Below are 25,299 nucleotides of genomic sequence, written 5' to 3' on the forward strand. Positions count from 1 at the left end.
CGTCGCTGGCCGGCGGAAAGGACGCGCCCGCGGTCGCTCGGCCCCGCCCCGCTCGCGGCTTACAGGTCGCGCAGGCGCCGCGGCGGCAGTACGCTCTCCGAGGCGCAGCGCGCGCCACGGCATGGACGCCTCCCCCGCCCTCCCCGCCATCACCCCGGCGCAGCTCTCGGACGCGCGGGCCTTCATGACCTACCTCGTCGAGCACGTGGCCGAGTCCGGCCGCCGCGGCGCGCCCCATTTCGCCGTCGTGACGTCGCTCGCGCCCGACGAGGTCGAGAAGAGCGCGCGCGACCGCTGGAGCAAGGCGCTCGACGAGCCGCTCTGGGGGCGGGCCTGGCTGCTCCGGTCGACCGAGCCGCGGGCGCGCGTCATCGGGCACATCGAGCTGCGCGGCGGCCGCGTCTGGTCCGAGAGCCACCGCGCCGTCATCGCGATGGGCATCCTCGGCCCCTACACCGGGCAGGGCCACGGCCGGCGCCTGCTCGAGACGGCGATCGCCTGGGCGCGCGACAAGGCGGGCCTCTCGTACCTGGATCTCGGCGTCTTCTCGAACAACGAGCGCGCCATGCGGCTCTACACGCGGATGGGCTTCGTCCCGATCGGCACCCGCCCCGACGCGTTCCGGGTGGGCAGCGCCATCCTGGACGACATCCAGATGACGCTCGCGCTTCGCGCCCCCGACGCGCGTCCGGACGCGCGCGCGGCCAGGCCCGCCGGGCGCTGATCCCGGCCGGCGCAGGCCCGACCGGGGCGCCGGCGCCGGCGCGCCGGCCGGGCTGTGCCGCCGGGGCGCGCTGGAGGGTACCCACCGCGGCGCAGATGGGTCATGAGGAGACCGCCGCCCGGGCGCCCGTCGGCCGGCCGGGCCACCCCGGCGCGGATCGCCCGCGGTCCTCGCCGCCGTCCATCGCCACCGAAAGCCACCATGCGCCGTTCGCCGCTCCTGCCGATCTTCCTGACCGTCTTCGTCGACGTCCTCGGCCTCACGCTCGTCCTGCCGCTGCTCCCGTTCTACGCCGAGCACTTCGGCGCCAGCGAGCTCGTGGTCGGCGTGCTCGCGGCGAGCTACGCGGTCTGCCAGCTCGTCTCCGGGCCGATCCTCGGGCGGATCTCCGACCGGGTGGGCCGCAAGCCGACGCTGCTCGCGAGCCAGACCGGCACGTTCTTCGGGTTCCTCGTGATCGGCTCGGCGAGCTCGCTGCCGATGCTCTTCGTGGGGCGGATCATCGACGGCCTCACGGCCGGGAACCTGACGATCGCGCAGGCGTACATCAGCGACGTGACCCGGCCGGAGGAGCGCACCCGGGCGTTCGGCCTGATCGGCATCGCCTTCGGCTCGGGGTTCCTGCTCGGCCCGGCCATCACCGGCGAGCTCGCGAGCCGGTTCGGCTACGGCGCCCCGGCCTACGGCGCGGCGGCGCTGTCGCTGACGTCGATCCTCCTGACGGCCACGCTGCTGCCGGCGAAGCCGATCGCGCCGGCGGCCTCGCCCGAGGCGGCCGCGGCCGCGCCCGCCCGCGCGTCGGCGATCGGCCGCGGGGACGCCTTCCGCCGCTTCTTCGACCGGCCGCTCCCGCGCCGCCGGCTGCTCGAGTTCTTCGCCTTCACGCTCTCGTTCTCGACGCTCATCGGCGGCCTCGCGCTGTTCCTCGAGCGGCGCTTCGCGTTCGGCGTCAAGGAGACGGGCTACCTCTACGCGTTCTCCGGCCTCGTCGGCGGGAGCATCCAGGGCGGCGCGATCGGCCGGCTGGCGAAGCGGTTCGGCGAGGAGCGGCTCGCGCTGATCGGCTTCGGCGCGATGGTGATCGGCTACGGCCTGCTCGGCGTGGCGTACACGCTGCCCACGCTGCTCGTGCTCGTGGGGATCGGGGCGTTCGGCTCGGCGGTGGTGCGGCCGGCCGTCACCACGCTGCTCACGAAGAGCGTCGGCCGCGACGAGCAGGGCGCGGCGCTCGGCGTGAGCCAGTCGCTGGCGAGCCTCGCGCAGATCGTCGGCCCCATCGGCGCCGGGTGGCTGATCCAGCACCGGGCGCTCTCGGCCTACGGCCTCATGGCGGCGGGCTTCGCCGCCGTCGGCGTCCTCCTCGGCCTGCAGAAGCTCCCCGTCGGCGAGCCGGTCGAGTCCTGAGGGCGCGCGCCTGCGCCTGAGCGCGCCGCCCCGCGCTGCGCGCTCAGGCGCGCGCGCCCTTCACGAAGGGCAGGACGGCCTCGACGAGCGGCGGCGTGGCGTCGTCGAGCTTCCGGGGGTTGTACCAGGCGAACGGCTCGACGAGCCGCGACGGTCGCAGGCCGAGCCCGCCGCGCGAGCACTCGACGAGGAGCGACAGCGCCCCGTGGCGATCGTGGAGCCAGTCGATCTCCAGGCCCGCCTTGCGGATGCCCCACGCGAAGCGGACGTAGGACATGGCGCGGTACGGCCTGCGGGCCGCGGCGCGCGCGACGCTCCGGGCGAAGGCGCGGTGCTCGGCGGCGTCGGCCACGGGCCAGAGGCTGTGCGCCGGCGGGTACAGCACGGCGCCGCCCGCGCTGTGCAGCGACAGGGCGCGGTCGATCCGGCGCGAGGACAGCGCGTGCGCGATCGCCTCGACCTCCGGCTCGCTGGCGGGGCGGCTGCCGGGCGAGACGACGAGCCCGATGAGGCGCTGCACGAGGCCGCGCTCGTACCACCCGGCGTCGAAGTTCCGGTTGAGGTCGACCCCCCGGGCGTTGCCGCGCACGTAGCGATGGCGCCCGGCGCGGAGGTTCATCTCGACGCGCAGGAGCCCGTCGGGGTTCACGATCGGGACGGCGAAGATCGATCGGCCGCCGAGGTCCTCGGTCGCGAGGCGCTCGAGCAGCGCGAGGTTCGCCTCGATGCCGACCCATTCGAGGGGGTGGATCCCGGACAGGATCACCGTGGTCCGCCCGCGCGGCCCGGCGCCCGCGGCGCGGCGCGGATCGTGCGGACCGGCGCCCGCGGCGCCGCGCGGGTCGAGCGGCCCGGCGCGCCCGGCCAGCTCCGCCGCGGCGACGTCGTTCGCCGGCGGCTCGTCCGCGCCCCCCGGCGCGTCGCCGCCGACGTGGGCGCCGCGGGGCGATGCGCCGTTCGTGAAGCGCCGCCCGCCATGGGAGAGCAGCGCTGGGCGACCTACACCCGGCCGGTCGCCGCCGTCACCGGGCGGGCGGACTGGGCCGATGTGGACGGCGAGCAGCGGCTCGCCGCGGATCGAGCGCCCGATCAGGGAGAGCTGCGCCCCCCGATCGGCGAGCCGCTCGATCGCCTCGAGGAGCTCGCCGTAGCCGCGGTAGGGGCCGAGGCCGCGGCGAGCGAGCTGGCGCGAGAGGGGCGCGCGGCGATGTACAAAGAGGGCCGCCCTCAGGGCGGCCCGGCCTTGCTCTTCCGACGCCGGATCGGACTTCGGCATGCAGGGCTCACCTTTAGCCTAGATGACACGACTATAGAGCACGGGTCGCGCCTTCGCGCGATCCGGACCAGGCTGAGCCGGGATTACCGTGGCAGCGGGCGCGCGAATGGAATTTGATGTCAACGGGTGGGCGGAAGGACGTATCGAGCTCGCGGCGCCGGGCCAGGGCTGGTCGCTGCTGTCGCCGGAGCCCGAGGCGCGGATCGACGAGCACCGCTGGGCGCACCAGGCGCGCGTCTTCTTCGGCGCGGAGCTGACGCTCGTGCAGAAGAAGGCGTACCCGTCGGGGGCCACGCCGATGGCCGACGCCGTGGAGGTCGACGTCGCGCGCGTCTCCTCGACGCCGCGCGCGCCGAGCCGGGTGCTCGTGCTGACGGTGCCGCTGGATCGCGCGCCTCTTTTGCGGGCGGCGGCCGCCGCGGGGGTGCGGGCGATCGGCGGGCGCGGGTTCGACGCGCTGATCGCGCGGGCGCGGCGGGCCTGGCAGGTGCGCGAGCCGCCGGTCGCCGGCGGCGACGCGCGAGCGCCGCTGGTCGTGACGGCGATCCTCGCGGCCGTGCTGCTCGCGCCCGTGGTGCCGCCCGGCGAGGAGACGATCTTCGGGGTCAAGGGCGCGCGGGAGCGGCTGCAGCGGCTAGGCTGGTGACGAGGCGGCGCGGGGCGATCGTTCTGTGGAGCGCGCGCCGCCCCGCTGGGGTAAATTTTCCTCGAGGCTGCCCATGGAACTCGCACCCAGGCTCGTCCGCCCGGCGACGCTCGCCGACCTGGAGGCGCTGCCGCCGACGTGGCGGGGCGAGATCCTCGACGACACGCTCTACGCGTTCCCTCGCCCGCGCGCGCCGCACGCGAGCGTCGAGGGGCTGATCACGACCGACCTGACGAACCCGTTCCAGCGGGGACGCGGCGGCCCCGGCGGCTGGTGGATCCTCCCCGAGCCGAGCATCCAGCTGCCCCGCGCGCCGGAGATATCGCCCGACGTCGCGGGCTTCCGCCGCGAGCGCCTCCCGACGCTCCCCGCCAAGGGGCCGATCACCCTCGTGCCGGACTGGGTCTGCGAGATCCTCTCGCCGAGCACGGCGAGCTACGATCAGATCGTCAAGCGCCGCTTCTACATGAAGATCGGCGTCCCGCACATCTGGTACGTCGACCCGCGCGACCGGACGCTGCTCGTCGCCCAGCAGGTCGACGGCAAGTGGATGGAGCTCGGCATCCACGGCGCGGACGAGAGCGTGCGCGCCGCGCCGTTCGACGCGGTCGAGATCGAGCTCTCCGCCTGGTGGGAGGGCATCGAGCCGGAGAAGGGCGCGGATCCGTAGCGGCGCCGCTCCCCCCAGAGCGCGGCCTCGCGCCGCGCCGGGGGTCGCGCTGGAGCGCGGCCGCGCTGGAGCGCGTCGACGTCACGGCGCGGCGCCGCCCCCCGGCGCGGCGCCGCGACGCGCCGCGAGCCCCAGCGCCACGAGCGTCGCGACGTACGGCAGGAGCTGCGCGAGATCGGCCGCGCGCGACGCCCCGCGCGCCGCGGACTGGAGCGCGATCTGAAGGGCCTCCAGCGCGCCGAACAGGAGGCACGCGAGCGCCGCGCGGCCGGCGCGGAGGCCGCTCACGACGACCGCCGCGAGCGCGATGAAGCCGCGGCCGTTCGACATGCCGGAGTCGAAGCGGTGCTGGTCGTAGGCGAGGTGCGCGCCGCCGAGCGCGCAGAGGGCGCCGGACAGCGCGAGCGCGGCGCAGCGGACGCGGGTCACGGGGACGCCCGCGGCGGCGGCGGCGGCCGGGTCCTCGCCGGCGGCGCGCACCCGGAGCCCGAAGCGCGTGCGCGCGAGGAGCAGCGGCGTCGCCGCGATCGCGAGCGCCGCCGCGACGACGACCGGATCGAGGAGCACGCGCGCGAGCAGCGCCGCGCCGCTCCGCCCGGTCGGGCCCGCGCGGAAGCCCTCGATCGGGGGCGAGCTCGAGGCGCTGTCGTAGAGCCCGCGCAGGAGGAGGCGCGTCCCCGCGTAGGCGAGCAGGTTGAGCGCGATGCCGCTGACGACGGCGTGCACGCGGGCGCGCTCGACGATCAGGGCGTGGCCGAGCGAGAGGGCGGCGCCCGCGGCGATCGCGGCGGCGAGGCCGGCCGCCGCGCTGCCGCTCGCGTGGGCGACCGCCACCGAGGCGAACGCGCCGGCGAGCAGCACCCCCTCGAGGCCGATCTGGACGACGCCCGAGCGCTCGGCCCAGATGCCGCCGAGCGCCGCGCACGCGTACGGCGTGGAGATCCGCAGCGCCTCGGCGAGCAGGACGAGCGCCGGCGAGCTCACGCCGGCGCCCCCTCGGCGCGGCCCGCGCGCTCGCCGCTCCTCATCGCGGCGGCGACGAGGACGATGGCGAGCGCCTCGAGCACGTCCATCGCCTCCTTCGGCACGCGCGCGTTGATGGCGAGGCCGGCCTGCTCGAGGGTGCCGAACAGCACGGCCGCGAGCACGAGCCCGAGCGGCGTCCCGCGGCCGAGCAGCGCGACCGGGATCCCGGAGAAGCCCGCGCCCGCGCCGAGGCCGAGCTCGTAGTACCCCTTGTACCCGAGCGTCGTCGCGGTCATGGCGGCCCCGGCCACGGCGCCGGAGGCGAGCAGCGCCGCGAGGCGCCGGCGCGGCACGTCGATGCCCTCCGCGCGCGCGGCCTCGGCCGACTGCCCGACGAAGCGCATCTCGCGGCCCGCGCGGGTCCGCGAGAGCGCGCGGTGCGCCGCGAACGCGAGCGCCACGGCGAGGGGGAAGGCGACGCTCGCGGCGCTGCCGCGCAGCGCGGGGACGAGCCGGTCGAGCCGCGGCAGCGTGGCCGCGGGGATGGCGTCGGCGGTGCGCATCGCGGCCCTGCCGAGGACCGACGCGAGCAGCCACGGCGCGAGCGCGTCGGCGACGCGGTTCATCATGATCCCGCTGATGATCTCGTGGGCGCCGAGGCGGGCGCGCAGGAGCGCGGGGACGAGCGCGACGGCGGCGCCCGCGGCCATGGCGCACGCGATCGACGCCGGGATCGCGACGGCCCACGGCGTGCCCGGAGGGAGCCGGGCCGCGACGACGGCGCCCGCGAGGCTCGCCATCGCGAGCTGCCCCTCGGCGCCGATGTTGAAGAGGCCCGCGCGGAGCGCGATGGAAAAGGCGAGCCCGGTGAAGAGGAGCGGCGTCGCCTTGAAGAGCACCTGACCGACCCCGTACGGCGTGCCCCACGTGCCCTCGAAGGCGCGGCGGAGGATCGGCGCCGGCGCCTCGCCGAAGCTGAACGAGATGAGGTTCAGGGCGAGGAGGATGCCGCCGAGCACGAGCGCCGCCGGGAGGGCGGCCCCGCGGAGCTCGCGCAGCCCGCCCCGGAAGCGCGCGGCCGCGCGGGCGGGGCTCACGCCGCCTCCAGGCCGAGCATCGCGCGCCCGATCTCTTCGTCGGAGCACGAGGGCGGGAGGGTCACGACGATCCTGCCCTTCCGCATCACGAGGAGCCGGTGGCAGAGCCGCCGGAGCTCGCCGAGGTCCGCGCTGATCACGAGGACCGCGAGCCCCGCCGCGGCGGCCTCGGCGATGGCCGCGTGGATCACCGCGGCGGCGCCGACGTCGACCCCCCGGGTCGGCTGGGCGAGGACCGCGGCCGCGCGGCGCGGCGCCCGGATCGCCGCGCGCGCGTTCGATCGCGCCGCCGGGGCGACGCGATCGAGCGCGCGCGCGACCACGATCTTCTGCTGGTTGCCGCCGGAGAGCTCGCCCGCGAGGCGCGACGGATCGGGCGGCTCGACGCGGAAGCGGGCGACGCGGCGCGCGACCAGGGCCGCCTCGGCGTCGCGGCCGCGCGCGCCGCGCGGGAGCTCGCCGAGGTCGCCGAGGACGAGGTTGTCGCCGACCGAGGCGCCGAGGAGCACGCCCTCGGCGTGGCGGTCCTCGTGCACCACGCCGAGGCACGCGCGGCGCGCGCGGATGTCCCACGAGGAGAGATCGACGCCGCCGACGGCGACGCGGCCGGCCGCGCGCGGCTCCATCCCGGCGATGGCGCGCACGAGCTCGCGCTGGCCGTTGCCCTCGACGCCCGCGACGCCGGCGATCTCCCCCGCGCGCACCGTGAGGGTCACGCCGTCGAGCAGGCGCCGTCCGCCGGCGCCGGTCACGGTCAGCCCGGCGATCTCGAGCGCCGCCGGCGCGCCCTCGCCGAGCGGCGGCCGATCGACCCGCGGCGGGGGCTCGCCGCCCATGATCGCGCGGGTGAGCTCTCCTTCGGCGCCGCGCTCCCCTGCCTCGGCGGACCGGCCCGCCGCGGGCCGCGACAGCGCGACCTGCCCGCGGCGCATCACGGTGACGTGGTCCGCGAACCGGATCACCTCGTCGAGCCGGTGGGTCACGACCGCGACCGTGCGGCCCTCGCGCGCGAGGCGCCGGAGGGTCGCGTACAGGCCGTCGGCCTCGATCGGGGAGAGCACGGCCGTGGGCTCGTCGAGCAGGATCGCCCGGGCGCCGCGGTAGAGGACCCGCAGGATCTCGAGCTTCTGCCGCTCGCCCACGGTGAGCGCGGAGGTCGCCGCGTCGAGCGGGATCGAGAGCCCGGCCGCCTCCATGAGGGCGCGCGCGCGGGCGCGGGCGGCGGCGAGGTCGAGCCGCCCGCACCCGCGCGTGGGCTCGCAGCCGAGCACGACGTTCTCGAGGGCCAGGAAGCTCCCGACGAGCATGAAGTGCTGGTGGACCATCCCCACGCCGCGGCGGGCGGCCTCGGCCGGCGTCGCCGGCCGGAGCGGGGCGCCGTCGACGCGGACGGCGCCGGCGTCGGGCGCGAGCACGCCGGCCGCGAGCTTGAGGAGCGTGGACTTGCCGGCGCCGTTCTCGCCGACGATGGCGTGGATCGCGCCGGGGTCGAGCCGGAGCGAGGCGCCGCGCACGGCGACGTGCTCGCCGTAGCGGAGGACCACGTCGTCGAGCTCGATCACCGCGCCGCCGGGGAGGGGCGGCGCGGGCACCGCGCCGCCAGGGAGGGGCGGCGCGGGCACACCCGAGGCCGGCGGCTCCGTCACGGCGCGGGGCTCCGGGGCGAGGGCGGCGGGGCGGAGGCGAGGGCGGGGCGAGCTACACGGGGACGCGCGGCCACGCCGGCGATCAAGGGCCCGCGCCGGCGCGGCACCAGTCGCGCCGGCGCTGCTTGGAGGTCCGGACTCGCCCGAGGAGCGACGCCGCAGACGGCGCATCGTCCCCCTCGCGCCCCGCGAAGGCGCCTGCTCCTCGCGCGCCCGTACTGGCTCCGCCCGCCAGGGATCCGGAGAGAGTTCAACGCAAAGGCGCAAAGGCGCAGAGGCGCAAAAAGACAAATTTTCATGCATTTTTGCGTCTTTGCGCTCTTGGCGCCTTTGCGTTCCAATTTCTCTTCGCTCGCGAGGCAAATCCCTGGCGGGGTTTCCGATCCGCGGTACTAGCGTGCGCGCCCGTGCGCTCCCGCTTCCCGCTCGTGGCTGCCCTGTTCTTCGTCTCCGGCGCGACCGGCCTCCTCTACGAGGTCGCCTTCTCCAAGCTGCTCGCCTACGTCTTCGGCGCCACCGCCTACGCCGTGAGCACGGTCCTCGCCGCCTTCATGGGCGGCCTGGCCCTCGGCGCGCACCTCGGCGGCCGCCACGCCGCGGCCGCCCGCCGCCCGCTCGTCGTCTACGGCGCGCTCGAGGCGATCGTCGGCGCCATCTGCGCCGTCTCGCCGTTCCTGTTCGAGGCGCTGACCTCGGCCTACGTCGCCGTCGCCCGCGCCGCGCCGGACTCGCTCGCGCTGCTCACCGTGGCGCGCGCCGCGCTGACCGCCCTCGTCGTCGTCGTCCCCACGGTCGCGATGGGCGCCACGCTCCCGGTGCTCTCGCGCATCCTCCGCGCCGGCGCCGCGCCGGACGGCGCGCCCCCGGCCGACCACGACGCCGCGCGCCGCCTCGCCTCGCTCTACGCCATCAACACGGCCGGCGGCGCGGCCGGCGCGCTCTCCGGCGCCTACGTGGTCCTCCCGCTCCTCGGGATCCGCGGCGCGCTCTGGTCCGCGGCGATCGCCAACCTCACCCTCGGCGCCGTCGCGATCTCCGCCGGGCTCCGCGGCCCCGCGCTCGCCCCGCCCGCCGCCGCGCTCGACGCCCGCTCGTCGTCTACGGCGCCCTCCCCCGAGGCGCCCTCCCCCGAGGCGCGCTCGTCGCGCGCCCCCCTCCCGCCCGCCGGCGGCCGCGCCGAGGCGTCGTTCCTCCTGCCGCTCGCGTTCGCCTCGGGCTTCCTGGTCTTCGCCGCCGAGGTGGTCGAGACGCACCTGCTCGCGCTGCTCATCGGCAACAGCGCCTACGCCTTCGGGCTGATGCTCGCCGTCTTCCTCGTCTGCCTCGCGGTCGGCGCCGCGCGCTCGCCGGCCCTCGCGCGGCGCCACGGCGAGGGCGCGCTCTGGCGCGGGCTCGTCGCCACGGCCCTCTCGCTGGCCGCCACCACCCCGCTCTGGGACCAGCTCCCACGGCTCTTCGCCTTCGCGGGCAAGCACGTCGACGGCTGGGCCGGCCGCGAGGCGTGCCGCGCGCTCGCCGCGCTCGCGATCCTCGCGCTGCCCACGCTGTGCATGGGCACCACCTTCCCGCTCCTCCTCGCGCGCGCCGCCGCGCACGCCGACGTCGCCGCGCGCGTCGGCAGGCTGACCTCCGCCAACACCCTGGGCACGATCGCCGGCTCCATCATCACCGGCTACCTGATCCTCCCCGCGCTCGGCTCGGAGCGCGCCCTCTTCGCGATCGCGCTCGCCTTCGCCCTCACGGCGGTCCTCGCCGCCACGCGCGCCCGCGCGGAGCTCCCCCGCGCCCTCGCGGCGGCCGCCGCCGCGGCCGCCCTCGCCGCGCTCGCGCCGCGCTGGGACATGGCCCGCCTCACCAGCGGCGCGAACGTCTATTTCGCCATGGGGCCGCGGCCCGAGCGCATCGACTTCGTGCGCGAGGACGTGCACGGCGGCGTCACCACCGTCGCGCGCCGCGCCGGCGTCACGACCATGTACACGAACGGCAAGTTCCAGGGCGACGACGGCCCCGAGATGACGGCGCAGCGGCGGTTCGCGCATTTCCCCTCGCTCTTCGTCCGCCACCCGCGCGCGGCGCTCGTCATCGGCCTCGGCACCGGCACGACCACCGGCACCATCGCGGCCTACCCCTTCGAGCGCATCGACGTCGCCGAGATCTCGCCCGCGATCGTCGAGGCCTCCCGCCGCTTCTTCGCGGGCCCGAGCCTCAACGCCCTCGACGACCCCCGCGTCCGCCTCTCGCTCAACGACGGCAGGAACGAGCTGCTCGTCGCCGCCGAAGGCCGCTACGACCTCATCGCGATCGAGCTCACCAGCGTCTGGTTCGCGGGCGCCGCGAGCCTCTACAGCCGCGAGTTCTACGAGCTCGCCAGGTCCCGGCTCGCCGAGGGCGGCGTCCTCCAGCAGTGGGTGCAGCTCCACCACATCCGGCGGCGCGAGCTCGCCGTCGTGATCCGGACCATGCGCAGCGCCTTCCCGCACGTGGCGCTGTTCGTGGGCGGCGCGCAGGGCATCCTGGTCGCGAGCGCCGCGCCGCTCGTCGCCTCGGAGGCGCGCCTCGCGGCGCTCGACGCGCGCCCGGCGCTCCAGGCGACGCTCGCCGGCGCGCGGCTCGCGGACCTCCTCGACGATCTCGTGACGTCCGGCGACGACCTCGACCGCCTCGTCGCCGACGCGGCCGAGGACGGCGGGCCGATCCTGTCCACGGACGACAACCTCTACCTCGAGTACGCCACCCCGAAGGGCAACGTGCTCCCCTACGGCGCGTCGCTGGACGCGGCGCTCGCGCTCCTCTCGCGGTACCGCACGCCGGCGCCCCGCGCGCGCCACCTCGGACCCTGAGGGCGCTCAGGGCTTGAGCGGCTCGCCCTCAGGCCCCGACGCCTCGACCGGCGGCTTGACCGGCACCGGCTTGATCTCGTCGCCGGTCGCCACGAAGGCCTTGCGGGGCGGGGGCGCCTTGGGCTGCGCGGCCTGCTCCGCGCGCAGCTTGCGCTCCTCGAGGCTCAGCACCTCCAGCGCGAGGCCGCCCGCGTACGGATCCTGCCCCTGGAACGGGCGCCCGTCCACCTCGGCCACGTGGAACTCGACCCGGCGGTTCTCGCTGCGCCCCGCCGCGATCTCGTTCGGCCCGAGCGGGCGCGACTCGCCGAAGCCCACCGCGATCAGCCGGATGTTCTCGACCCCGTGGTCGACCAGCCAGTCGGCGACCGCGAGCGCGCGCTTCGCGCTGAGCTCCTGGTTGCGCTCCTCGCTCGACTGCGCGTCGGTGTGCCCCTCGATCCGCAGCCGCGTCACCTCGGGGTGCTCCTTGAGGAACTGGAGCAGCGTCTCCAGCGTCTTCTCGCTGCCCGGCCGGATGGACGCCTTGTTCGTCTCGAAGACGATCTTCCCCTGGATGTAGACCTGGCTCTCCCCGCCCTGCTCCGACCAGGCCTTCTCCGGGTACCAGCGCGGGAGCGGGCGCTGCTCGTCGGCGCGCGGCAGGTCCCGCGGCGGCAGCCGGTTGTCTCCGCACCCCTGGCCGGCGTGCGCGGCGGCCGCGAGCGCCGCCGCGACCGCGAACGGCAGGGCGGTGCGGCCTGCCTGCTTCCTCTTCGAGTCCATCTCGCCCTGTAGCGTGTCAGAACCGGCGCTCGAACCGCAAGTAACCTGGCGTCGGCGGCCTCGGGTCGCCCCGCGGGCGCCGGGCGGACCGGCGCCCGAGGCGGCGTGTGGTAAAGGGAGGATCGCCATGTCCGCGCCGTCGCTCACGCCCGAGGGCTCCCTCATCGACACGAAGCTCGCCGGGCTGCGCGCCCGGCTCCGGGAGCTCGGCTCCGTCCTCGTCTGCTACTCCGGCGGGGTCGACAGCGCCTTCGTCCTCGCGGTCGCCCACCAGGAGCTCGGCCCGAAGGCCGTCGGCATGACCGCGGTCTCGCCGAGCCTCGCGCCCGCCGAGAAGGAAGAGGCCGCGGCGATCGCCCGCCTCATCGGCGCCGACCACCGGCTCGTCGAGTCGTCCGAGATCGACGACCCGCGCTACGTGGCGAACAACCCCGACCGCTGCTTCCACTGCAAGAGCGAGCTCTACCGGATCGCCGTGCGCAAGCGCTCCGAGTGGGGGCTCGCGGCGATCCTGAACGGCACCAACACGGACGACCTCGGCGACTACCGCCCCGGGCTGGAGGCGGCGCGCGAGGCCGGCGTGGTGAGCCCGCTCGTCGAGCTCGGCTTCAGCAAGGCCGACGTGCGCGCCGGCGCGGCGCGCGTCGGCCTGCCCATCTGGGACAAGCCGGCCGCCGCCTGCCTCTCCAGCCGCATTCCCTACGGGACCAGCGTCACGCGCGAGCGGCTCGCGCAGATCGGCGGCTTCGAGGCCGCGCTGCGCGGCCTCGGGTTCCGCCAGGTCCGCGTCCGCTACCACGACGACCTCGCGCGCATCGAGCTCGACGCCGGCGAGCTCGCGCGCGCCGCCGAGCCGGCCGTGCGCGCCGAGGTCGTGGCCGCCGGCAAGCGGCACGGCTTCCGGTACGTGACGCTCGATCTCGGCGGGTACCGGACCGGCAGCCACAACGAGGTCCTCGTCGGCCGCGCCCTCAAGATCGTGAGCTGACCGGCGGCCCCCGCCGGAGGATCCTCGCCATGGGACGCTTCGATCACCTCGCGACCCGACCGATCCGCGGCCCGGCCGACATCCTCCGCTGGAAGGTCGTCGACGCCATCGCCGGCAGAAACCGCAAAGATCCCGGGGGGTTCTCGGCGCCCGTGCGGCCCTACGACCGCGCGCTCGTCGCGGCCGCCGCGCCGTCGCTCACCTGGATCGGCCACGCGTCCTTCCTCGTCACGCTGGGCGGCGCGCGGCTGCTCATCGACCCGATCTACCGCGACGGCCCCGGCCCGCTGCGCCGGCTCGCGCCGCCGGGCATCCCGCTCGGCGAGCTGCCGCCCGTCGACGCGGTCCTCATCACCCACAACCACCGCGATCACCTCGACACGTGGACGCTGTCCCGGCTGGGCAGCGCGCCGGTCTACGTCGCGCCCGTCGGCCACGAGGCGGTCCTCCGCGAGGCGGGCGCCGAGCGGATCGTCGAGCTCGAGTGGTGGGGCAGCGCCGTGGTCGGCGGGGTGGAGATCACGCTCGTCCCTGCGCGCCACTGGTCGATGCGCTTCCCCTGGGACCGGAACGACGCGCTCTGGGGCGGGTACCTGATGCGCGCCGCCGAGGGGACGGCGTACCACTCGGGCGACACCGCCTTCTTCGACGGCTTCGCGGAGATCGGCCGGCGCGCCGGCGCGATCGACTGGGCGATGCTCCCGATCGGCGCCTACGACCCGCGTTGGTTCATGGAGCCCCAGCACATGTGCCCGGAGGAGGCGATCGAGGCGAGCGTCCTGCTCGGCGCGTACCGCCTCGTGGCGATGCACTGGGGCACGTACCGGCTCACGGACGAGCCCCCCGGCGAGCCGCCGGAGCGGACGCGCGCCGGCTGGCAGGCGCGCGGGCTCCCGGAAGACGCGCTCTGGATCCTCGACATCGGAGAGACGCGGGCGCTCGCCCGCTAGCGCCGCCTCACATCAGCGACGACCGCGCGGCCTTCGCGCGCTCGTCGCGCTCCTTCAGGTGCTCCAGGATGATCACCGCCGTCTCCTCGATGGCGCGCCCGGTGACGTCGACCACCGGCCACTCCGGGTGCGCGGCGAAGAGCCGGCTCGCGTAGTCGAGCTCCTGCCGGACGTGCTCGCGCATCGCGTAGTTGGTCTCGGCCGGCATCCCGAGCTGGCGCAGGCGCGCCTGCCGGATCGCGCAGAGCTGGTCGATCCCGATGGTCAGGCCGACGACCCGGTCCTGGGGGGCGTCCATGAGCTCGGGCGGCGGCGCCACGCCGAGCACGAGGGGCAGGTTCGCGACCTTGAGGCCGCGCTGCGCGAGCAGCGTCGACAGCGGCGTCTTCGACGTGCGGGAGACGCCGACGAGGACGATGTCCGCCCGCTTGAAATTCCGCGGCTCCTTGCCGTCGTCGCTCTTCACCGCGAACTCCACCGCCTCGATGCGCCGGAAGTACTCCTCGCTCAGCGGCAGCATCGCGCTCGGCAGGTTGATCGGCTCCCGGTCGAGGAAGGTGCCGAGCCGGACGATGAGCGAGCCGATCAGATCGATCGCCTCGATGTTCAGCTGGGCCGTCGAGGCGTGCACGAACTCGCGCAGCTCGGGGCTCACCACCGTGAACACCACGAGCGCGCCCTCCCGGGCCGCGCGCTCGAGCACCGGCCGCGCGACCTCCGGCGTGCGCACCCGGGTGTGGAGGCGGATCTGCACCCCCGCGTCCGGGTACTGGAGCAGCGCGGCGCGCACGGCCTTCTCGGCCGTCTCTCCCGTCGAGTCGCTCAGGACGTCGATGAACTTCGGCTTGTCCATGTCCGATGCCTCCGTCGCCGTGTCGGCGCAGGCGCTCGAGGCAGCGCTCGTGCCCCGGCGTTCAGCGGGACGGAGAGGATCGCCCGCGGGCGCGGGGCGGGTCAACCAAACAGCCCCTTGAGCTTGTCCATGAAGGTGACCTGCTGCGGCTGCACGTTCTCGCCGAGCTCCTTCGCCAGCTGGGAGATGAGCTCCTTCTGCGAGGCGGTGAGCTGCGTCGGCACCTCGACGCTCACCTCGACGAGCTGATCGCCGCGCCCGCCGACGACGCGGCGCGGTATGCCCTTGCCCTTGATGCGGAGCACCGCGCCGGGCTGCGTGCCCGGGGGGATCCGCAGCCGGCCCTTGCCGTCGAGCGTCGGGATCTCCAGCTCGCCGCCGAGGGCCGCGCGCGCGAACGAGATCGGCACGGCGCACACCACGTCGTCGCCGACGCGGCGGAAGAGCTCGTGCGGCGCGACGCGGATGGTGAGCTCGAGGTCGCCCGGCCCTCGATCGGGGCGGACGGCGTTGCCGCCGCGCTCCACGAGCCGGGTCGCGCCGTTCTCCACGCCCGCGGGGATGGTCACCTCGATCGTCTTCTGCTTCGCCGCGAGGCCGGCGCCGCGGCACGTCTTGCACGGGTCGATCACGATCCGCCCCGTGCCGCGGCACTTGCCGCACGGGCGCTCGATCGCGATGGGGAACATCCCCTGCTGCATCCGGACGCGGCCGCGGCCCGCGCACGCGGCGCACCGCTCGGTCGACGAGCCGGGCGCCGAGCCCGAGCCGGCGCAGTCGCCGCACGGCTCGACGCGATCGTAGGTGATCTGCTTCGTGCAGCCGAACGCCGCCTCCTCGAAGCTGATGCGCACCTCTTTCTGGAGCGTCCCGCGGTCGCCCACCTTGATGCCGAGGGCGCCGAGCAGGTCGCCGAAGATGGCGTCCAGGTTGAGGTCCTGCATGTCGAAGGGGACGCCCTGGAAGCCCGAGCCGGCGGCGGCGCCGACGGCGGCGGGGCCGAACCGATCGAACGCCGCGCGCTTCTGCGGGTCGCTCAGGATCTGGTAGGCCGCGTTCAGCTCCTTGAAGCGGACGTGCGCGCCCTGGTCCCCCGGGTTCTTGTCGGGATGGTGCTGCGCGGCGAGCCGCCGGAAAGCGCTCTTGATTTCATCCTGCGTCGAGGAACGCTCGACGCCCAATACCTCGTACGGATCCCGCACGAGGTGCGAAATAGCATCGATCGCCCCCCCGGGACAGCGGCTAGCGGCGCGCCTATCCCGCTGGTTTCCGCTCGGGTCCGGCGAGCTCGCGCTTCATCACCTTGCCCGTCGGGTTGCGCGGCAGCGCGTCGACGAAGACGATCTCGCGCGGGACCTTGGGGCCCGCGAGCGCGGCGCGGCAGTGCGCCTTGATGTCGTCCTCGCTCGCGGACGCGCCGGGCCGCAGCGCGACGAACGCGCGCACCCGCTCCCCCCAGGCGCGATCCGGCGCCCCCACCACGGCGGCCTCGGCGACCGCCGGGTGATCGTGGAGCACCGCCTCGACCTCGGCGGGGTACACGTTCACGCCGCCGGAGATGATGAGGTCCCGCTTGCGGCCTTCGATGTGGTAGCAGCCGCGCGCGTCGCGGCGCGCGAGGTCGCCGACCGAGAAGTAGCCGTCCAGCGTCGACTCGCGCGTGGCGCCGGGATCTCTGTGGTAGCCGGACACGAGCAGGGGGCTCCTTACGTAGAGCTCACCCACCTCGCCGTCCCGGCACGGCCTGCCGTCGTCGCCCACGAGCAGGAGCGCGCTGCCGGCGACCGGGCGCCCGATGGTGCCCGGCGACGCGCGCAGATCCTCGGGGCCCGCGATCGTCACGATGCCCGTCTCGGTCGCGCCGTAAAAGTTGAAGAGCTTGTCGCCGAACACCCCCATGACCTCGGCCGCGAGCGCCGGCGGCAGCGGCGCGCCGCCGGTGAAGATCGCGGTGAGCGACGACGTGTCGTGGGCGCGGATGCGCGCCTCGCCGAGCTCGAGCACGCGGTGCAGCATCGTCGGGACGACCGCCGTGGTGGTCACGCGGTAGCGCTGGATCGCCTCGAGGAAGAGCTCCGGATGGAACTCCGGCAAGATCACGATCGTCGCGCCGAGGACGAGCGACAGGTTCACGAAGCCGAACGCCGTGAGGTGGTAGAGCGGGCACACCGCGAGGTGCACGTCGCCCGCGCGCATCGGGGTCGCGCCGATCGCGCCGAGCGCCGACATGACGACCCCGCCGCCGAAGCCGCGCACCGCGCCCTTCGGCTTGCCGGTCGTGCCGGAGGTGTACATGACCACCGCCGCGCGCTCGCTGCGGTCCGGCGCGGCGCCGGGCTCGGCGAGGAGCTCGTCGAAGCGCGAGAAGCCCGGCGCGCCCTCGCCGACCGCGATCATGGCCTCGGGCGGGATCCCCTCGAGCCGCGGCGCGGCCTCGCGGATCACGTCGGCGATGTCGGCGTCGAACACGAGCAGCCGCGCCCCGGAGTGGCCGGCGAGGTACGAGAGCTCGGCCGGGGTCGATCGCCAGGAGGCCGTCACCACGGACGCGCCGACGCGGGCGAGCGCGATCTGGCACATCACGAACTCGGGGCGGTTCTTGAGCGCGAGCAGCACGGTCGCGCCCGGGCCGACGCCGCGCCGGTCGAGCGCGTGGCCGAGCCGCTCGATCGCCTCGTTCAGCGCGAAGAACGAGTAGACCCGGTCCTCGGCCGGGGCCGTCGCCTCCCCCTCGGCCGCGCGGCGCCCGAGGCTCCGCGGCCCGAGGCTCCGTGGATCGATCACCGCGATGCGGTGCGGGCTGTTCTCGGCGTAGAACCGGAAGAGGAGCGACGGGTTCGCCTTGCCCTTCGCGAGCTCGCGCGCGAGGACCTTGAGCCCCGGCCAACGCAGCGCGGCGAGGAGCCCCGTCTGCGTCACCGCCCGTCCGGCGACGAGCGCCCCGTCCTTGAGCGCGGAGGCCCTGCGCCGCCCGCTCGCGAGCGCCGCCCTGACATGACCGAGTTCCATGGCCGGCGACTTTACTCTGGCCCTCGCGCGGCGTGGTAGGGTGGAGCCGTGACGGAGCCAGACCGCCGCTCAGCCCATCGCGCCGCGATCGAGCTGAGCGTGGAGTACAAGCGACTCAACACGTTCTTCGCCGACTACACGCGCAACATCTCGAAGGGCGGGACCTTCATCCGAACAGAGCGCCCGCTCGCGATCGGCACGGAGTTCGTCTTCGCCCTCTCGATCCGCAACCTGGCCGAGCCGCTCCGCCTCCGCGGCCGGGTGAAGTGGATCGTGATGCCCGCCGAGGCGACGGAGACGGCCCCGGCGGGGATGGGCATCGAGTTCCAGTACGCGAGCGAGGCGGAGCGCGGCGCGACCGACGCGGTGGTCGAGCAGCTGATGATGAGCGAGCTCGGCGAAACGCTCGCCTCCAAGCTGCTCGGCCGCAAGCTCGGCGACGGCGCGCGGTAGCGCTGGAGCGCGCGGTAGCGCAGAAGACAGAGCGGACCGGGGGGTGCGCGCACGCTGTGCCCGTGTACACTGCCTCGCAATGTCGCTGCCGACCCTGCCCCCCCGGCGCCGTCTCGCCCGGGGTCTCGCCGCGCTCGCCCTCGCGCTCTCTCCCCTCGCCTGCGCAGCCTCCGGCACGCCGGGGGCGAAGGGGCCGCCCGGCGCCGAAGGCCGCGCCGCCCCCGTCGAGGTCCGCGACGCCGATTTCTCCGCCAGCCTCTACACGATCGTGCGCGACGGCAAGCAGAGCCCGCAGCGCACGGGCCTGCTCATCGGCGTGGTCCGCCGGCAGCTCGCGCACGCGGCGGCGCGCTTCCACGCCGGGCAGCCGAGCCGGGGCGTCGACAGCGTCCGCGGCGCGCTCTACCTCGTCCGTCCCGGCGAGGGCCACGCCGAGATGATCGACGCCGTGGGCGAGCGCGCCCTCGCCGGCGCGATCGAGCGGCTGAGCCCCCGCGGCGACGAGGGGCGGGTGCGGGCGCTCATGGAGCTCCGCGCCGCCGCGCTGCCGGCCGGCAGCCGGGCCCGCGCCGAGGTCGACGAGCACCTCGCCGCGCTCGATCGCTGGATGAAGGATACGCGCACCGGCGGGCCGCTCGAGCAGCTCGGCATGGAGCAGCGCGCGTCCGTCTCGCGCGCCCTCCTCGACAGCCGCCCCGAGGCGATCCAGCGCGCGGCCGCCGCCACCGCGGCGTGGATCGACCGGGCGATCGAGTTCAACATCGAGTACCGGCAAGGGGGGAAGCGGCCGGAGCGCGAGGAGGCGGTCGAGGCGGCGCGCGCGCTGGAGTCGGGCGGCGCGAGCATGGCCGCGCTGTTCCTGCGCTGGGGGGACGCGCAGGGCGCGCTCGAGCAGATCGACCGCACGAGCGCGCGCCGGGTGATCCCGCCCGGCCTGTACGATCGGCTCAAAGCCGCGGCGTCCGACGGCGACGCGGTCTCGTGGCAGGCGCTCGCGGCCGCCTTCGCCCACCACGACACGCAGGAGCGCGACGCCGAGACCGGGATGCTGCAGGACCTGCTCGACGGGGCGATCTGGGGCACGGCCCTGGAGGCCTACCGGCGCGACCCGCAGAGCTACGACAGCGCCGCGCTGCTCTCCCAGGTGATGATCCGCCTCGGCATGTCGGAGGCGACGCCGCTCCTCCTGGCCGGCGCGCTCGGCGACCGCCCGAGCGCCGGCGCGCTCGGGTCCGCGCTGGGGCTCGTGCTCGGCGCGCTCTCGGAGGAGGCGTCGAACGACGACTTCGAGGCCGCGCGGCGCACCTACAACGCCGCGGGTCCGCTGCTCGTGCTCGCCGACCGGGCGGCGCGCGGCGGCGCCGCGGTGGATCCGTCGGGCGCGCGCGTCCGGTCCCTCATGGCGTCGCTCGAGCTGCGCGCCGGCAACCTCGCCGGCGCGCTGCCGCTGCTCCGCGCGGCGACGGCGGCCGAGCCGACGGTCAACGGGCTCACGCTGCTCGCGATGGCCGAGCGGCAGTCCGGCGAGCTCCAGGCCGCGCTGGAGGACGTGCGGCGGGCGCTGGGCGCGCCGGACGCGCGCACCGCGCCGCTCGAGGTCATCCAGGCGCACCTGCTCGCCTTCGAGCTCCACCGCGAGGCCGGCACGCAGGACCGGGCCAAGGAGTCGCTCGACGCGGCGCTCGCCGCCGCGCTCGACGCCCGGCAGCGCGCGCGGGATCCCGGCGCCAAGGCGCGGACGGAGCGGCTGCTCGGGCGCATCCTCGACGGCTACGGCGACGAGAAGGGCGCGACCCGGGCTTACGAGCGGGCGTTCGCCCTGGTGGCCGCCGAGCCGCCGCAGCTCGGCGCCACGATGCTCGACGCCGTGGGGCGCGCGCTCGTCGAGCGCGATCTCCCCGCCGCGCGGCGGGCGCTGAAGCGCGGCCTCGAGGCGAACCTGGACGAGGAGGATCTCGTCTACGGCGGGCTCTGGGTCCTCCTGCTGGAGCGCTCCCTCGGCGTCGCGACGGACGGCACCGCGGGCCGCGCGCTGGACAGCGCGGTGAACCGCGCGTCCTGGACAGGAAAGCTCGCGGCGTGGGCGAACGGCAAGATCAGCGACGCGGATCTCGGCAAGCTCGCCCAGAACGCGGCGCAGCGCGTGGAAGCGCAATTTTACACGGCCATGGCCAAGAAGGCGGCCGGCGATGCGGGCGCGGACGAGCGGCTCCGGGCGGTGTCGAAGAGCCCTGTCATCGACCTGCTCGAGGTGCACCTCGCGCGCGAGATGCTGGCCCCCGAGCTGCGGCTCGAGCTGCCCCGCAACGCGAGCCTCCCGTAGCGGCCCGCGCTGCGCCGCGGCGCGATCCTTCCTTCAAGGTGGGATGTCGTCCCCGCGCTGGCCAGGCGGCGAGGGGGTCGGATGGCCAGCGCGCGGCGCGCCAAACCGCATGCGCGGAGAGAAAATGACTTCCACGCGTGCGCGCTCTTGTTCGATCATCGATTGATGTCCGATGACCGGAACGATCCGCTCGAGAAGCTCGCCTCCGCTCACCGGAGCCTGGAAGAGAACCTGAACGACCTCGCGCGCGCCGCGCGGGCGCTCGGCGATCCCCGCGGGCGCGCCGCCGCGCTCGAGGGCCTCTCCAGCGTGGTGGCCTACTTCGAGCGATCGATGAGCCGGCACCACGAGGACGAGGAGCGCTCGCTGTTCCCGCGGCTCGCGGTGCTCGAGGCCATCGCGCCGACGCTCGAGCGCCTCCGGCAGGAGCACAAGGCGCATCAGCGCGCGATCAACGAGCTGCGCGCCGCGATCGAGCGAGACGGCGGCCCCGAGGCGCTGGAGAAGCTCCCCCAGCTCATCGAGGACCTGCGCGCCGCGTACCATCGGCACGTGACCTGCGAGGAGCAGGAGGTGTTTCCGGCCGCTCGCCGGTTCCTGCAGGCGTCGGCCATGCACGGGATCATGAACGAGATGGAGACGCGCCGGGGGCGCGGCGGGCACGGCAACCCCGCCAAGGGGATCAGCGGGCGCCCCTACCGGCCCGGCGGGATGCGCAGGGGCCCGTGACGGCGCGGCGAGCTCGACGCGCTCGTCCAGCGCGCGCTCGCCCGGCGGAAAGAGCGCCGCGCTAGAACCGCTCTTCGCTCGCGCGCTCCAGCGCCGCGCGCAGGAAGTTCTGTGCCCGCAGCGTGTGCGCCCCGTCGGGGTGCTGGTCCAGGTGGCTGCGGAAGGCGTCCGCCGACTGCACGAACTTCCCCAGCCGGTAGAGCGCGATGCCGCGGGCGAGGTGCCTGGGATACGCCGGATCGAGCGCGGCGAGCTCGTCGATCTTCTTCAGGCGGTAGTGCTCCTCGGCGCGCTGCGCCTCCGCTGCCCGGAGCGCCGCCGCGGGCGAGCGCGGCCCCGGCTCGCCCGCCTGAGGCTCGAGGCGCGCCGCCGTCTCCGCGGCGGGAGGCGCCGCGAGCTCCTGCGCGCTCCTCCCGCTGAGCGGATGCGACAGCAGGAACCTGTACAGCGCGCGCTCCTCGTCGAGCGCCACGCCGAACGGCGCGCGCCGCAGGCCCACGATGGCGTCCCAGCGCTTCTTGAACAGCGCCCCGAGCGCGGCGCCGTCCATGGCGACGCGGCGCGCCTCGCCGCCGTCGCGCCACCCCGCGCCCCCTGCCGTCAGCCACGCGTTTCGGCGGAGCAGCCCGGGGAAGTCGCCGCCGAGCTCGCGGAGCTCGTCGGACGCCTCGCCGGTCGCCTCGAAGCGGCGCACCTCGCGGACGAACGAGCTCATCTGGAAGGCGCGCAGCCGGAGCACCGCCTCGTCCCCCTGGGCGAGCGCGGGGCCGGTGGCCTCGATCACGCGTTTGCGCGCGGCGAGGAGCTCCGCCTCGGTGTGGTCCGCGTCGGCGTCGACGATCCCGAACGCGCGGATGGCGGAGCCGAGCGCGCGCACCTCGGCGTCGAGCCCGAGCTGCTCGGCCTCGCGGGCGCGGGCGATGTCCGCGTCCCGCACCCGCGCGATCGCGCGCGCGTCGGCGAGCGGCAGCGGCAGCTCGGCGGGCTCGACCGCGCGCGGCACCGCGAGGATCGCCGCGGAGCCCGCGATGAAGACGGCCACGAGCCCCGGCTCCCAGCCTTCGAGGTGCCGCCGTAAGCCGCGGCGCTCCGGCGCGCGCTCCTCGATCGCGCGTGCGGGAAGAAGATGAGGAAGCCCACCGGCCGGGCGGCGCGTCGACGGGGTCGACGGGGCCGAGCGCGGCTCCCGGCGCTTGACAGAGGCGCTCTCGGCTCGCGACATTGATCGTCTCCTCCGCGCCTCAGAATACCCCACGCGGCGACCTCCAGCGCCGCGCACCGAACCAGCGAGGAACGTGCGAGATCACCGCAAGCACCCGCGCAAGCCCATCGAGCTCTCGATCGCGTTCCGGATCGGCGACGGCCCGCGCATCGATGCGATATGTCGCGACATCAGCCTCGGCGGGATGTTCATCGAGACCACCTCGCCGGCTCCCTTCGGGGCGAGCATCGAGGTGCTGCTGTCGCTGGAGGGCCTGAAGCAGGCCGCCGCGATCCCGTCGGTCGTGCGATGGACCACCCCCGAGGGGATGGGGGTGCAGTTCGGGGTGATGGGGGCGCGGGAGACCTACGCGCTCACGCAGCTCCTCGGCTCGCTCTGAGCCTCCGCGCGACGTGCCGCGCGGCGCTCCTCGCCGCGGCCGCGCTCAGTCCTCGATGATGAAGGGGATGGCGAGGTGCATCGGGCCTCCCGCGAAGCGCCCCTGGTAGAGGCCCTGGGCGCAGGCCTGCAGCGCAGGCCGGAGCGGCGGGTCGAAGCGCATGGCGGCGACGCTGCCGTCCGGTCGCACGGAGATGCGCAGCGTCGAGGCGACCGATTTGCGGACCAGGGACGGGCCGCCCGCCGCCTCGCGCGCGAAACAGCTCGACAGCTGCGACTGCACGGAGGCCGGGGTCAGCGCCGGCGGGGGAGGCGTCGCCTGAACGTCGGCGACCGACGCCGGGGCGGCCGGCGCCGGCTCGATCGCCGGCGCGGGAGTCGGCTCCGCGACCGCCGAGGGCGGCGCGGCGACCGCCGGGGCGGCGGGCGCGGCGGGCGCGGCGGCGGTCTCCTCCGCCTGAGCGACGACCACACGGGCCGCGGCGGCGCCGCTCGGCGGGCGCACGCCGGCGGTCGCGCCGGCGGTGCCGGCGGTCGCGCCGGCGGTGGGCCGGGGCGGCGCGGGTGGACGCGCCGGCTCCGTCGGGGAGGCGGCGGGCGCGCCGTCCTCCGGCGCGGCGCTGCCCTCCGGCGCGGCGTCCTCCGGCGCGGCGTTGCCCTCCGGCGCGGCGTTGCCCTCCGGTGCCGGGCGCTGGAGCAGGCGCGCCTCGCGGCCGCCGTCGAGCGAGAAGGTGCCGCGCGACGGACCGACGAGCAGGTGCGCGGTGGTCGCGCCGCGGTACGCCGCGGGACCGACCGCGACGGTGCCGTGCTCCACGTCGACCTCCACGCGATCCGCGAGGCGGGTCACGGTGAAGAGCGTGCCGTGCACCGCGACGCGGGTGCCGTCCACCTCGACGGCGAACGCCTCGACGAGGCCCTCCTCCGGCGCGCGCGTGACGACGTCGGCCCGCACCGAGCCACGCTCGAGCGCGATCACGTGGCCGACCCCCGCCGCGCCGACGGCGCGCACCACGGCGCGGCTGTTCGGCAGCAGCGTCCAGCGCACCGAGCCGACGTCGGCGAAGGAGATCGCGTGGGCGGCGGTCTCGACGGCGTCGCCGGGCCGGAGGGCGCGGAAATCCAGATCGTCGGCCGCCCCGGCGGCCCTCGGCACGTCCGCGAGATCGCGGGCGCGCGGCGGCGTCGACGTCGCCACGACGGGCGGGGCGGAGCGCCCGGCCGCGAGCACCGCGAACGCGATGGCCGCCGCGGCCGCCGCGAACGCGAGCGCGCGCCCGAGCGGCGAGCGCCGCGGCGGAGCGGCGCGGCGCACCGGAGCGGGCCGCTCGATCCGCGCGAACAGCTCGCGCTCGATCTCGTCCCAGCGGGGCTCCGGAGGCTCCTCGGCGCGGAGCAGCCGCTCCATGTGCTCCCGTGCCCGCTCGTACTGCTTTGCGCCGCTCACATGTCCTCCGCGTCGACAGCCGATCCATCCGCCGCGGGATACCGCACGGCGGCGCCTCCCACAGAAACCCGCGCGCGCGCCGCCTCCGGACCTGCGCCGTCCGCCTTGTCCGCGCCGCCCTCGGCCAGCTCGGCGGCGAGCTGGGCGAGCGCGGGCTCGGCGCGCATCATCGCTTCGATCTCGCGGCGCGCATAGAACAGGCGCGTCCGGACGGTCAGGACCGGCGCGCCGACGATCTCCGCGATCTCGGTCGGCGCGATCCCCTCGAGCTCGTGGAGGACGTAGACGACCCGCTTCTTCTCGGGGAGGCGCTCCAGCACCCGACGGAACGCGTCAATCCTGCGGGCGCGGGCGGCGTCTTCGTCCGGGAGCATGCCGCGGTCGACCTCGAGCTCGACGCTGGGCTCGCCCGCAAACACCGGCCGGGAGCGCGCCGCGCGCCGGGCCATCAGCACGGCGTTGACCGTCACCCGGTGGAGCCACGTCGTGAACTTCGACTGCCCCCGGAAGTCCCCCAGGCTCCGGTGCACCTGGATGAACACCTCCTGGATGACGTCCTCCGCGTCGGCGGACGGTCCGAGCATCCGGAAGACGAGCCGCGCGACGTCGCGGCGATAGCGGCGGAAAATCTCGGCAAAAGCCGTGGGGTCGCCGCTCTGGAAGCGGCGGATCCACTCGCCCACGTCGTCGGGCTCGGTCACGGGCGGAAGCCTATCCGCCCCTTCGGCGCTCATGGAGCTCGATGGCGAGGCGACCAGCTCCGGGCGGCGAGAGAGGTCGTCGCCAGCGGACGTCACGTCGAGCGCTACGCGCGCGCCCTCGGCCGCCCGGGCGGGCAGCTCGTCCGCGCGGCCGGCCGGCGCACCCCAGCCGAGGGGAAACAAGAACGACCGCGAGAGGTGCGCCCATAACG

The 25,299-nt window shown here is 75.7% G+C and carries 22 protein-coding genes; 11 read left to right on the plus strand and 11 right to left on the minus strand.

Features of this window, described 5'->3' with window-relative positions; all coding sequences use genetic code 11:
- Window positions 1-121 precede the first annotated feature (121 nt).
- On the plus strand, window positions 122-724 hold the full coding sequence (locus tag WME98_RS06475) for an N-acetyltransferase family protein (RefSeq protein ID WP_437950504.1): 603 nt from the start codon (window positions 122-124) through the stop codon (window positions 722-724).
- Between the two features lie 201 nt (window positions 725-925).
- The gene (locus tag WME98_RS06480) at window positions 926-2,128 is read left to right on the plus strand and encodes an MFS transporter (protein WP_061624057.1); all 1,203 of its coding nucleotides are present in this window, start codon (window positions 926-928) and stop codon (window positions 2,126-2,128) included.
- A gap of 43 nt (window positions 2,129-2,171) precedes the next feature.
- On the opposite strand, the gene WME98_RS06485 is transcribed toward WME98_RS06480, so the two are convergent.
- On the minus strand, window positions 2,172-3,404 hold the full coding sequence (locus tag WME98_RS06485; protein ID WP_437950505.1) for a M14 family metallopeptidase: 1,233 nt from the start codon (window positions 3,402-3,404) through the stop codon (window positions 2,172-2,174).
- Between the two features lie 106 nt (window positions 3,405-3,510).
- Between WME98_RS06485 and WME98_RS06490 the strand changes: the two genes are divergently transcribed.
- The gene (locus WME98_RS06490) at window positions 3,511-4,050 is read left to right on the plus strand and encodes a hypothetical protein (protein ID WP_020738850.1); all 540 of its coding nucleotides are present in this window, start codon (window positions 3,511-3,513) and stop codon (window positions 4,048-4,050) included.
- A 73-nt stretch (window positions 4,051-4,123) separates the two neighbouring features.
- Complete coding sequence (locus tag WME98_RS06495; protein ID WP_061629653.1) at window positions 4,124-4,720, plus strand: Uma2 family endonuclease; 597 nt, start codon at window positions 4,124-4,126, stop codon at window positions 4,718-4,720.
- Window positions 4,721-4,801: 81 nt separating this feature from the next.
- Here WME98_RS06495 and WME98_RS06500 read toward each other — a convergent pair whose 3' ends face one another.
- Genes WME98_RS06500 through WME98_RS06510 form a run of 3 tightly spaced genes read right to left on the minus strand, consistent with a single transcriptional unit; the run spans window position 4,802 to window position 8,429 of the window.
- The gene (locus WME98_RS06500; protein ID WP_437950506.1) at window positions 4,802-5,704 is read right to left on the minus strand and encodes an ABC transporter permease; all 903 of its coding nucleotides are present in this window, start codon (window positions 5,702-5,704) and stop codon (window positions 4,802-4,804) included.
- Window positions 5,701-6,783: an ABC transporter permease gene (locus WME98_RS06505; protein ID WP_437950507.1), complete on the minus strand. Its 1,083-nt coding sequence runs from the start codon at window positions 6,781-6,783 to the stop codon at window positions 5,701-5,703. Before WME98_RS06505 ends, WME98_RS06500 begins: the two co-directional genes overlap by 4 nt.
- On the minus strand, window positions 6,780-8,429 hold the full coding sequence (locus WME98_RS06510; RefSeq protein WP_437950508.1) for an ABC transporter ATP-binding protein: 1,650 nt from the start codon (window positions 8,427-8,429) through the stop codon (window positions 6,780-6,782). The genes WME98_RS06505 and WME98_RS06510 overlap by 4 nt, the downstream gene beginning before the upstream one ends.
- Before the next feature lie 407 nt (window positions 8,430-8,836).
- Here WME98_RS06510 and WME98_RS06515 point away from each other — a divergent pair, with 407 nt between their 5' ends.
- Window positions 8,837-11,269 carry a fused MFS/spermidine synthase gene (locus WME98_RS06515; protein ID WP_437950509.1) on the plus strand — a complete coding sequence of 811 codons (2,433 nt, stop codon included), beginning with the start codon at window positions 8,837-8,839 and terminating at the stop codon, window positions 11,267-11,269.
- Window positions 11,270-11,275: 6 nt separating this feature from the next.
- Here the strand turns inward: WME98_RS06515 and WME98_RS06520 are convergent, their stop codons facing one another.
- Window positions 11,276-12,034, minus strand: coding sequence for an OmpA family protein (locus WME98_RS06520; protein WP_437950510.1), 759 nt, complete (start codon window positions 12,032-12,034; stop codon window positions 11,276-11,278).
- A 127-nt stretch (window positions 12,035-12,161) separates the two neighbouring features.
- Between WME98_RS06520 and larE the strand changes: the two genes are divergently transcribed.
- Together larE and WME98_RS06530 are read left to right on the plus strand one after the other, a co-directional pair.
- On the plus strand, window positions 12,162-13,022 hold the full coding sequence (gene larE / locus WME98_RS06525) for an ATP-dependent sacrificial sulfur transferase LarE (protein ID WP_437332634.1): 861 nt from the start codon (window positions 12,162-12,164) through the stop codon (window positions 13,020-13,022).
- Window positions 13,023-13,051: 29 nt separating this feature from the next.
- Window positions 13,052-13,972: an MBL fold metallo-hydrolase gene (locus WME98_RS06530; RefSeq protein ID WP_437950511.1), complete on the plus strand. Its 921-nt coding sequence runs from the start codon at window positions 13,052-13,054 to the stop codon at window positions 13,970-13,972.
- A gap of 7 nt (window positions 13,973-13,979) precedes the next feature.
- Here WME98_RS06530 and WME98_RS06535 read toward each other — a convergent pair whose 3' ends face one another.
- The 3 genes from WME98_RS06535 to WME98_RS06545 all read right to left on the minus strand — a co-directional run bounded on the left by WME98_RS06535 (window position 13,980) and on the right by WME98_RS06545 (window position 17,834).
- Window positions 13,980-14,825 carry a pyruvate, water dikinase regulatory protein gene (locus WME98_RS06535; protein WP_061625492.1) on the minus strand — a complete coding sequence of 282 codons (846 nt, stop codon included), beginning with the start codon at window positions 14,823-14,825 and terminating at the stop codon, window positions 13,980-13,982.
- 101 nt (window positions 14,826-14,926) lie between these two features.
- Window positions 14,927-16,006 (minus strand): molecular chaperone DnaJ, encoded by a 1,080-nt coding sequence (dnaJ, locus tag WME98_RS06540; RefSeq protein ID WP_437950512.1) that lies wholly within the window; start codon window positions 16,004-16,006, stop codon window positions 14,927-14,929.
- A 73-nt stretch (window positions 16,007-16,079) separates the two neighbouring features.
- Entirely contained in the window at window positions 16,080-17,834 is a 1,755-nt protein-coding gene (locus WME98_RS06545) for a class I adenylate-forming enzyme family protein (RefSeq protein WP_437950513.1), read from the minus strand.
- A 48-nt stretch (window positions 17,835-17,882) separates the two neighbouring features.
- Here WME98_RS06545 and WME98_RS06550 point away from each other — a divergent pair, with 48 nt between their 5' ends.
- The 3 genes from WME98_RS06550 to WME98_RS06560 all read left to right on the plus strand — a co-directional run bounded on the left by WME98_RS06550 (window position 17,883) and on the right by WME98_RS06560 (window position 21,339).
- Window positions 17,883-18,287, plus strand: a complete 405-nt coding sequence (locus tag WME98_RS06550; protein WP_437332637.1) for a PilZ domain-containing protein — start codon at window positions 17,883-17,885, stop codon at window positions 18,285-18,287.
- Between the two features lie 79 nt (window positions 18,288-18,366).
- The gene (locus WME98_RS06555) at window positions 18,367-20,610 is read left to right on the plus strand and encodes a hypothetical protein (protein ID WP_437332638.1); all 2,244 of its coding nucleotides are present in this window, start codon (window positions 18,367-18,369) and stop codon (window positions 20,608-20,610) included.
- Window positions 20,611-20,775: 165 nt separating this feature from the next.
- Complete coding sequence (locus WME98_RS06560) at window positions 20,776-21,339, plus strand: hemerythrin domain-containing protein (RefSeq protein WP_044989121.1); 564 nt, start codon at window positions 20,776-20,778, stop codon at window positions 21,337-21,339.
- Between the two features lie 61 nt (window positions 21,340-21,400).
- Here the strand turns inward: WME98_RS06560 and WME98_RS06565 are convergent, their stop codons facing one another.
- Entirely contained in the window at window positions 21,401-22,381 is a 981-nt protein-coding gene (locus WME98_RS06565; RefSeq protein ID WP_437950514.1) for a hypothetical protein, read from the minus strand.
- Between the two features lie 253 nt (window positions 22,382-22,634).
- Between WME98_RS06565 and WME98_RS06570 the strand changes: the two genes are divergently transcribed.
- Window positions 22,635-22,940, plus strand: a complete 306-nt coding sequence (locus WME98_RS06570) for a PilZ domain-containing protein (protein ID WP_020738867.1) — start codon at window positions 22,635-22,637, stop codon at window positions 22,938-22,940.
- 45 nt (window positions 22,941-22,985) lie between these two features.
- On the opposite strand, the gene WME98_RS06575 is transcribed toward WME98_RS06570, so the two are convergent.
- On the minus strand, window positions 22,986-24,386 hold the full coding sequence (locus tag WME98_RS06575; RefSeq protein ID WP_437950515.1) for a FecR domain-containing protein: 1,401 nt from the start codon (window positions 24,384-24,386) through the stop codon (window positions 22,986-22,988).
- The gene (locus tag WME98_RS06580) at window positions 24,383-25,087 is read right to left on the minus strand and encodes an RNA polymerase sigma factor (RefSeq protein ID WP_437332642.1); all 705 of its coding nucleotides are present in this window, start codon (window positions 25,085-25,087) and stop codon (window positions 24,383-24,385) included. The genes WME98_RS06575 and WME98_RS06580 overlap by 4 nt, the downstream gene beginning before the upstream one ends.
- Window positions 25,088-25,299: the final 212 nt, after the last annotated feature.

The sequence above is a fragment of the Sorangium sp. So ce296 genome, assembly GCF_051529605.1.
In the GTDB taxonomy this organism is placed as follows: domain Bacteria; phylum Myxococcota_A; class Polyangia; order Polyangiales; family Polyangiaceae; genus Sorangium; species Sorangium cellulosum_D.

What these genes read in the sequence shown, in the direction of transcription:
- WME98_RS06475 (WP_437950504.1), top strand. Translation starts at nt 122, where the DNA reads ATGGACGCCTCCCCCGCCCTCCCCGCCATCACCCCGGCGCAGCTCTCG.
- WME98_RS06480 (WP_061624057.1), top strand. Translation starts at nt 926, where the DNA reads ATGCGCCGTTCGCCGCTCCTGCCGATCTTCCTGACCGTCTTCGTCGAC.
- WME98_RS06485 (WP_437950505.1), bottom strand. Translation starts at nt 3,404, where the DNA reads ATGCCGAAGTCCGATCCGGCGTCGGAAGAGCAAGGCCGGGCCGCCCTG.
- WME98_RS06490 (WP_020738850.1), top strand. Translation starts at nt 3,511, where the DNA reads ATGGAATTTGATGTCAACGGGTGGGCGGAAGGACGTATCGAGCTCGCG.
- WME98_RS06495 (WP_061629653.1), top strand. Translation starts at nt 4,124, where the DNA reads ATGGAACTCGCACCCAGGCTCGTCCGCCCGGCGACGCTCGCCGACCTG.
- WME98_RS06520 (WP_437950510.1), bottom strand. Translation starts at nt 12,034, where the DNA reads ATGGACTCGAAGAGGAAGCAGGCAGGCCGCACCGCCCTGCCGTTCGCG.
- larE (WP_437332634.1), top strand. Translation starts at nt 12,162, where the DNA reads ATGTCCGCGCCGTCGCTCACGCCCGAGGGCTCCCTCATCGACACGAAG.
- WME98_RS06530 (WP_437950511.1), top strand. Translation starts at nt 13,052, where the DNA reads ATGGGACGCTTCGATCACCTCGCGACCCGACCGATCCGCGGCCCGGCC.
- WME98_RS06535 (WP_061625492.1), bottom strand. Translation starts at nt 14,825, where the DNA reads ATGGACAAGCCGAAGTTCATCGACGTCCTGAGCGACTCGACGGGAGAG.
- WME98_RS06545 (WP_437950513.1), bottom strand. Translation starts at nt 17,834, where the DNA reads ATGGAACTCGGTCATGTCAGGGCGGCGCTCGCGAGCGGGCGGCGCAGG.
- WME98_RS06555 (WP_437332638.1), top strand. Translation starts at nt 18,367, where the DNA reads ATGTCGCTGCCGACCCTGCCCCCCCGGCGCCGTCTCGCCCGGGGTCTC.
- WME98_RS06560 (WP_044989121.1), top strand. Translation starts at nt 20,776, where the DNA reads ATGTCCGATGACCGGAACGATCCGCTCGAGAAGCTCGCCTCCGCTCAC.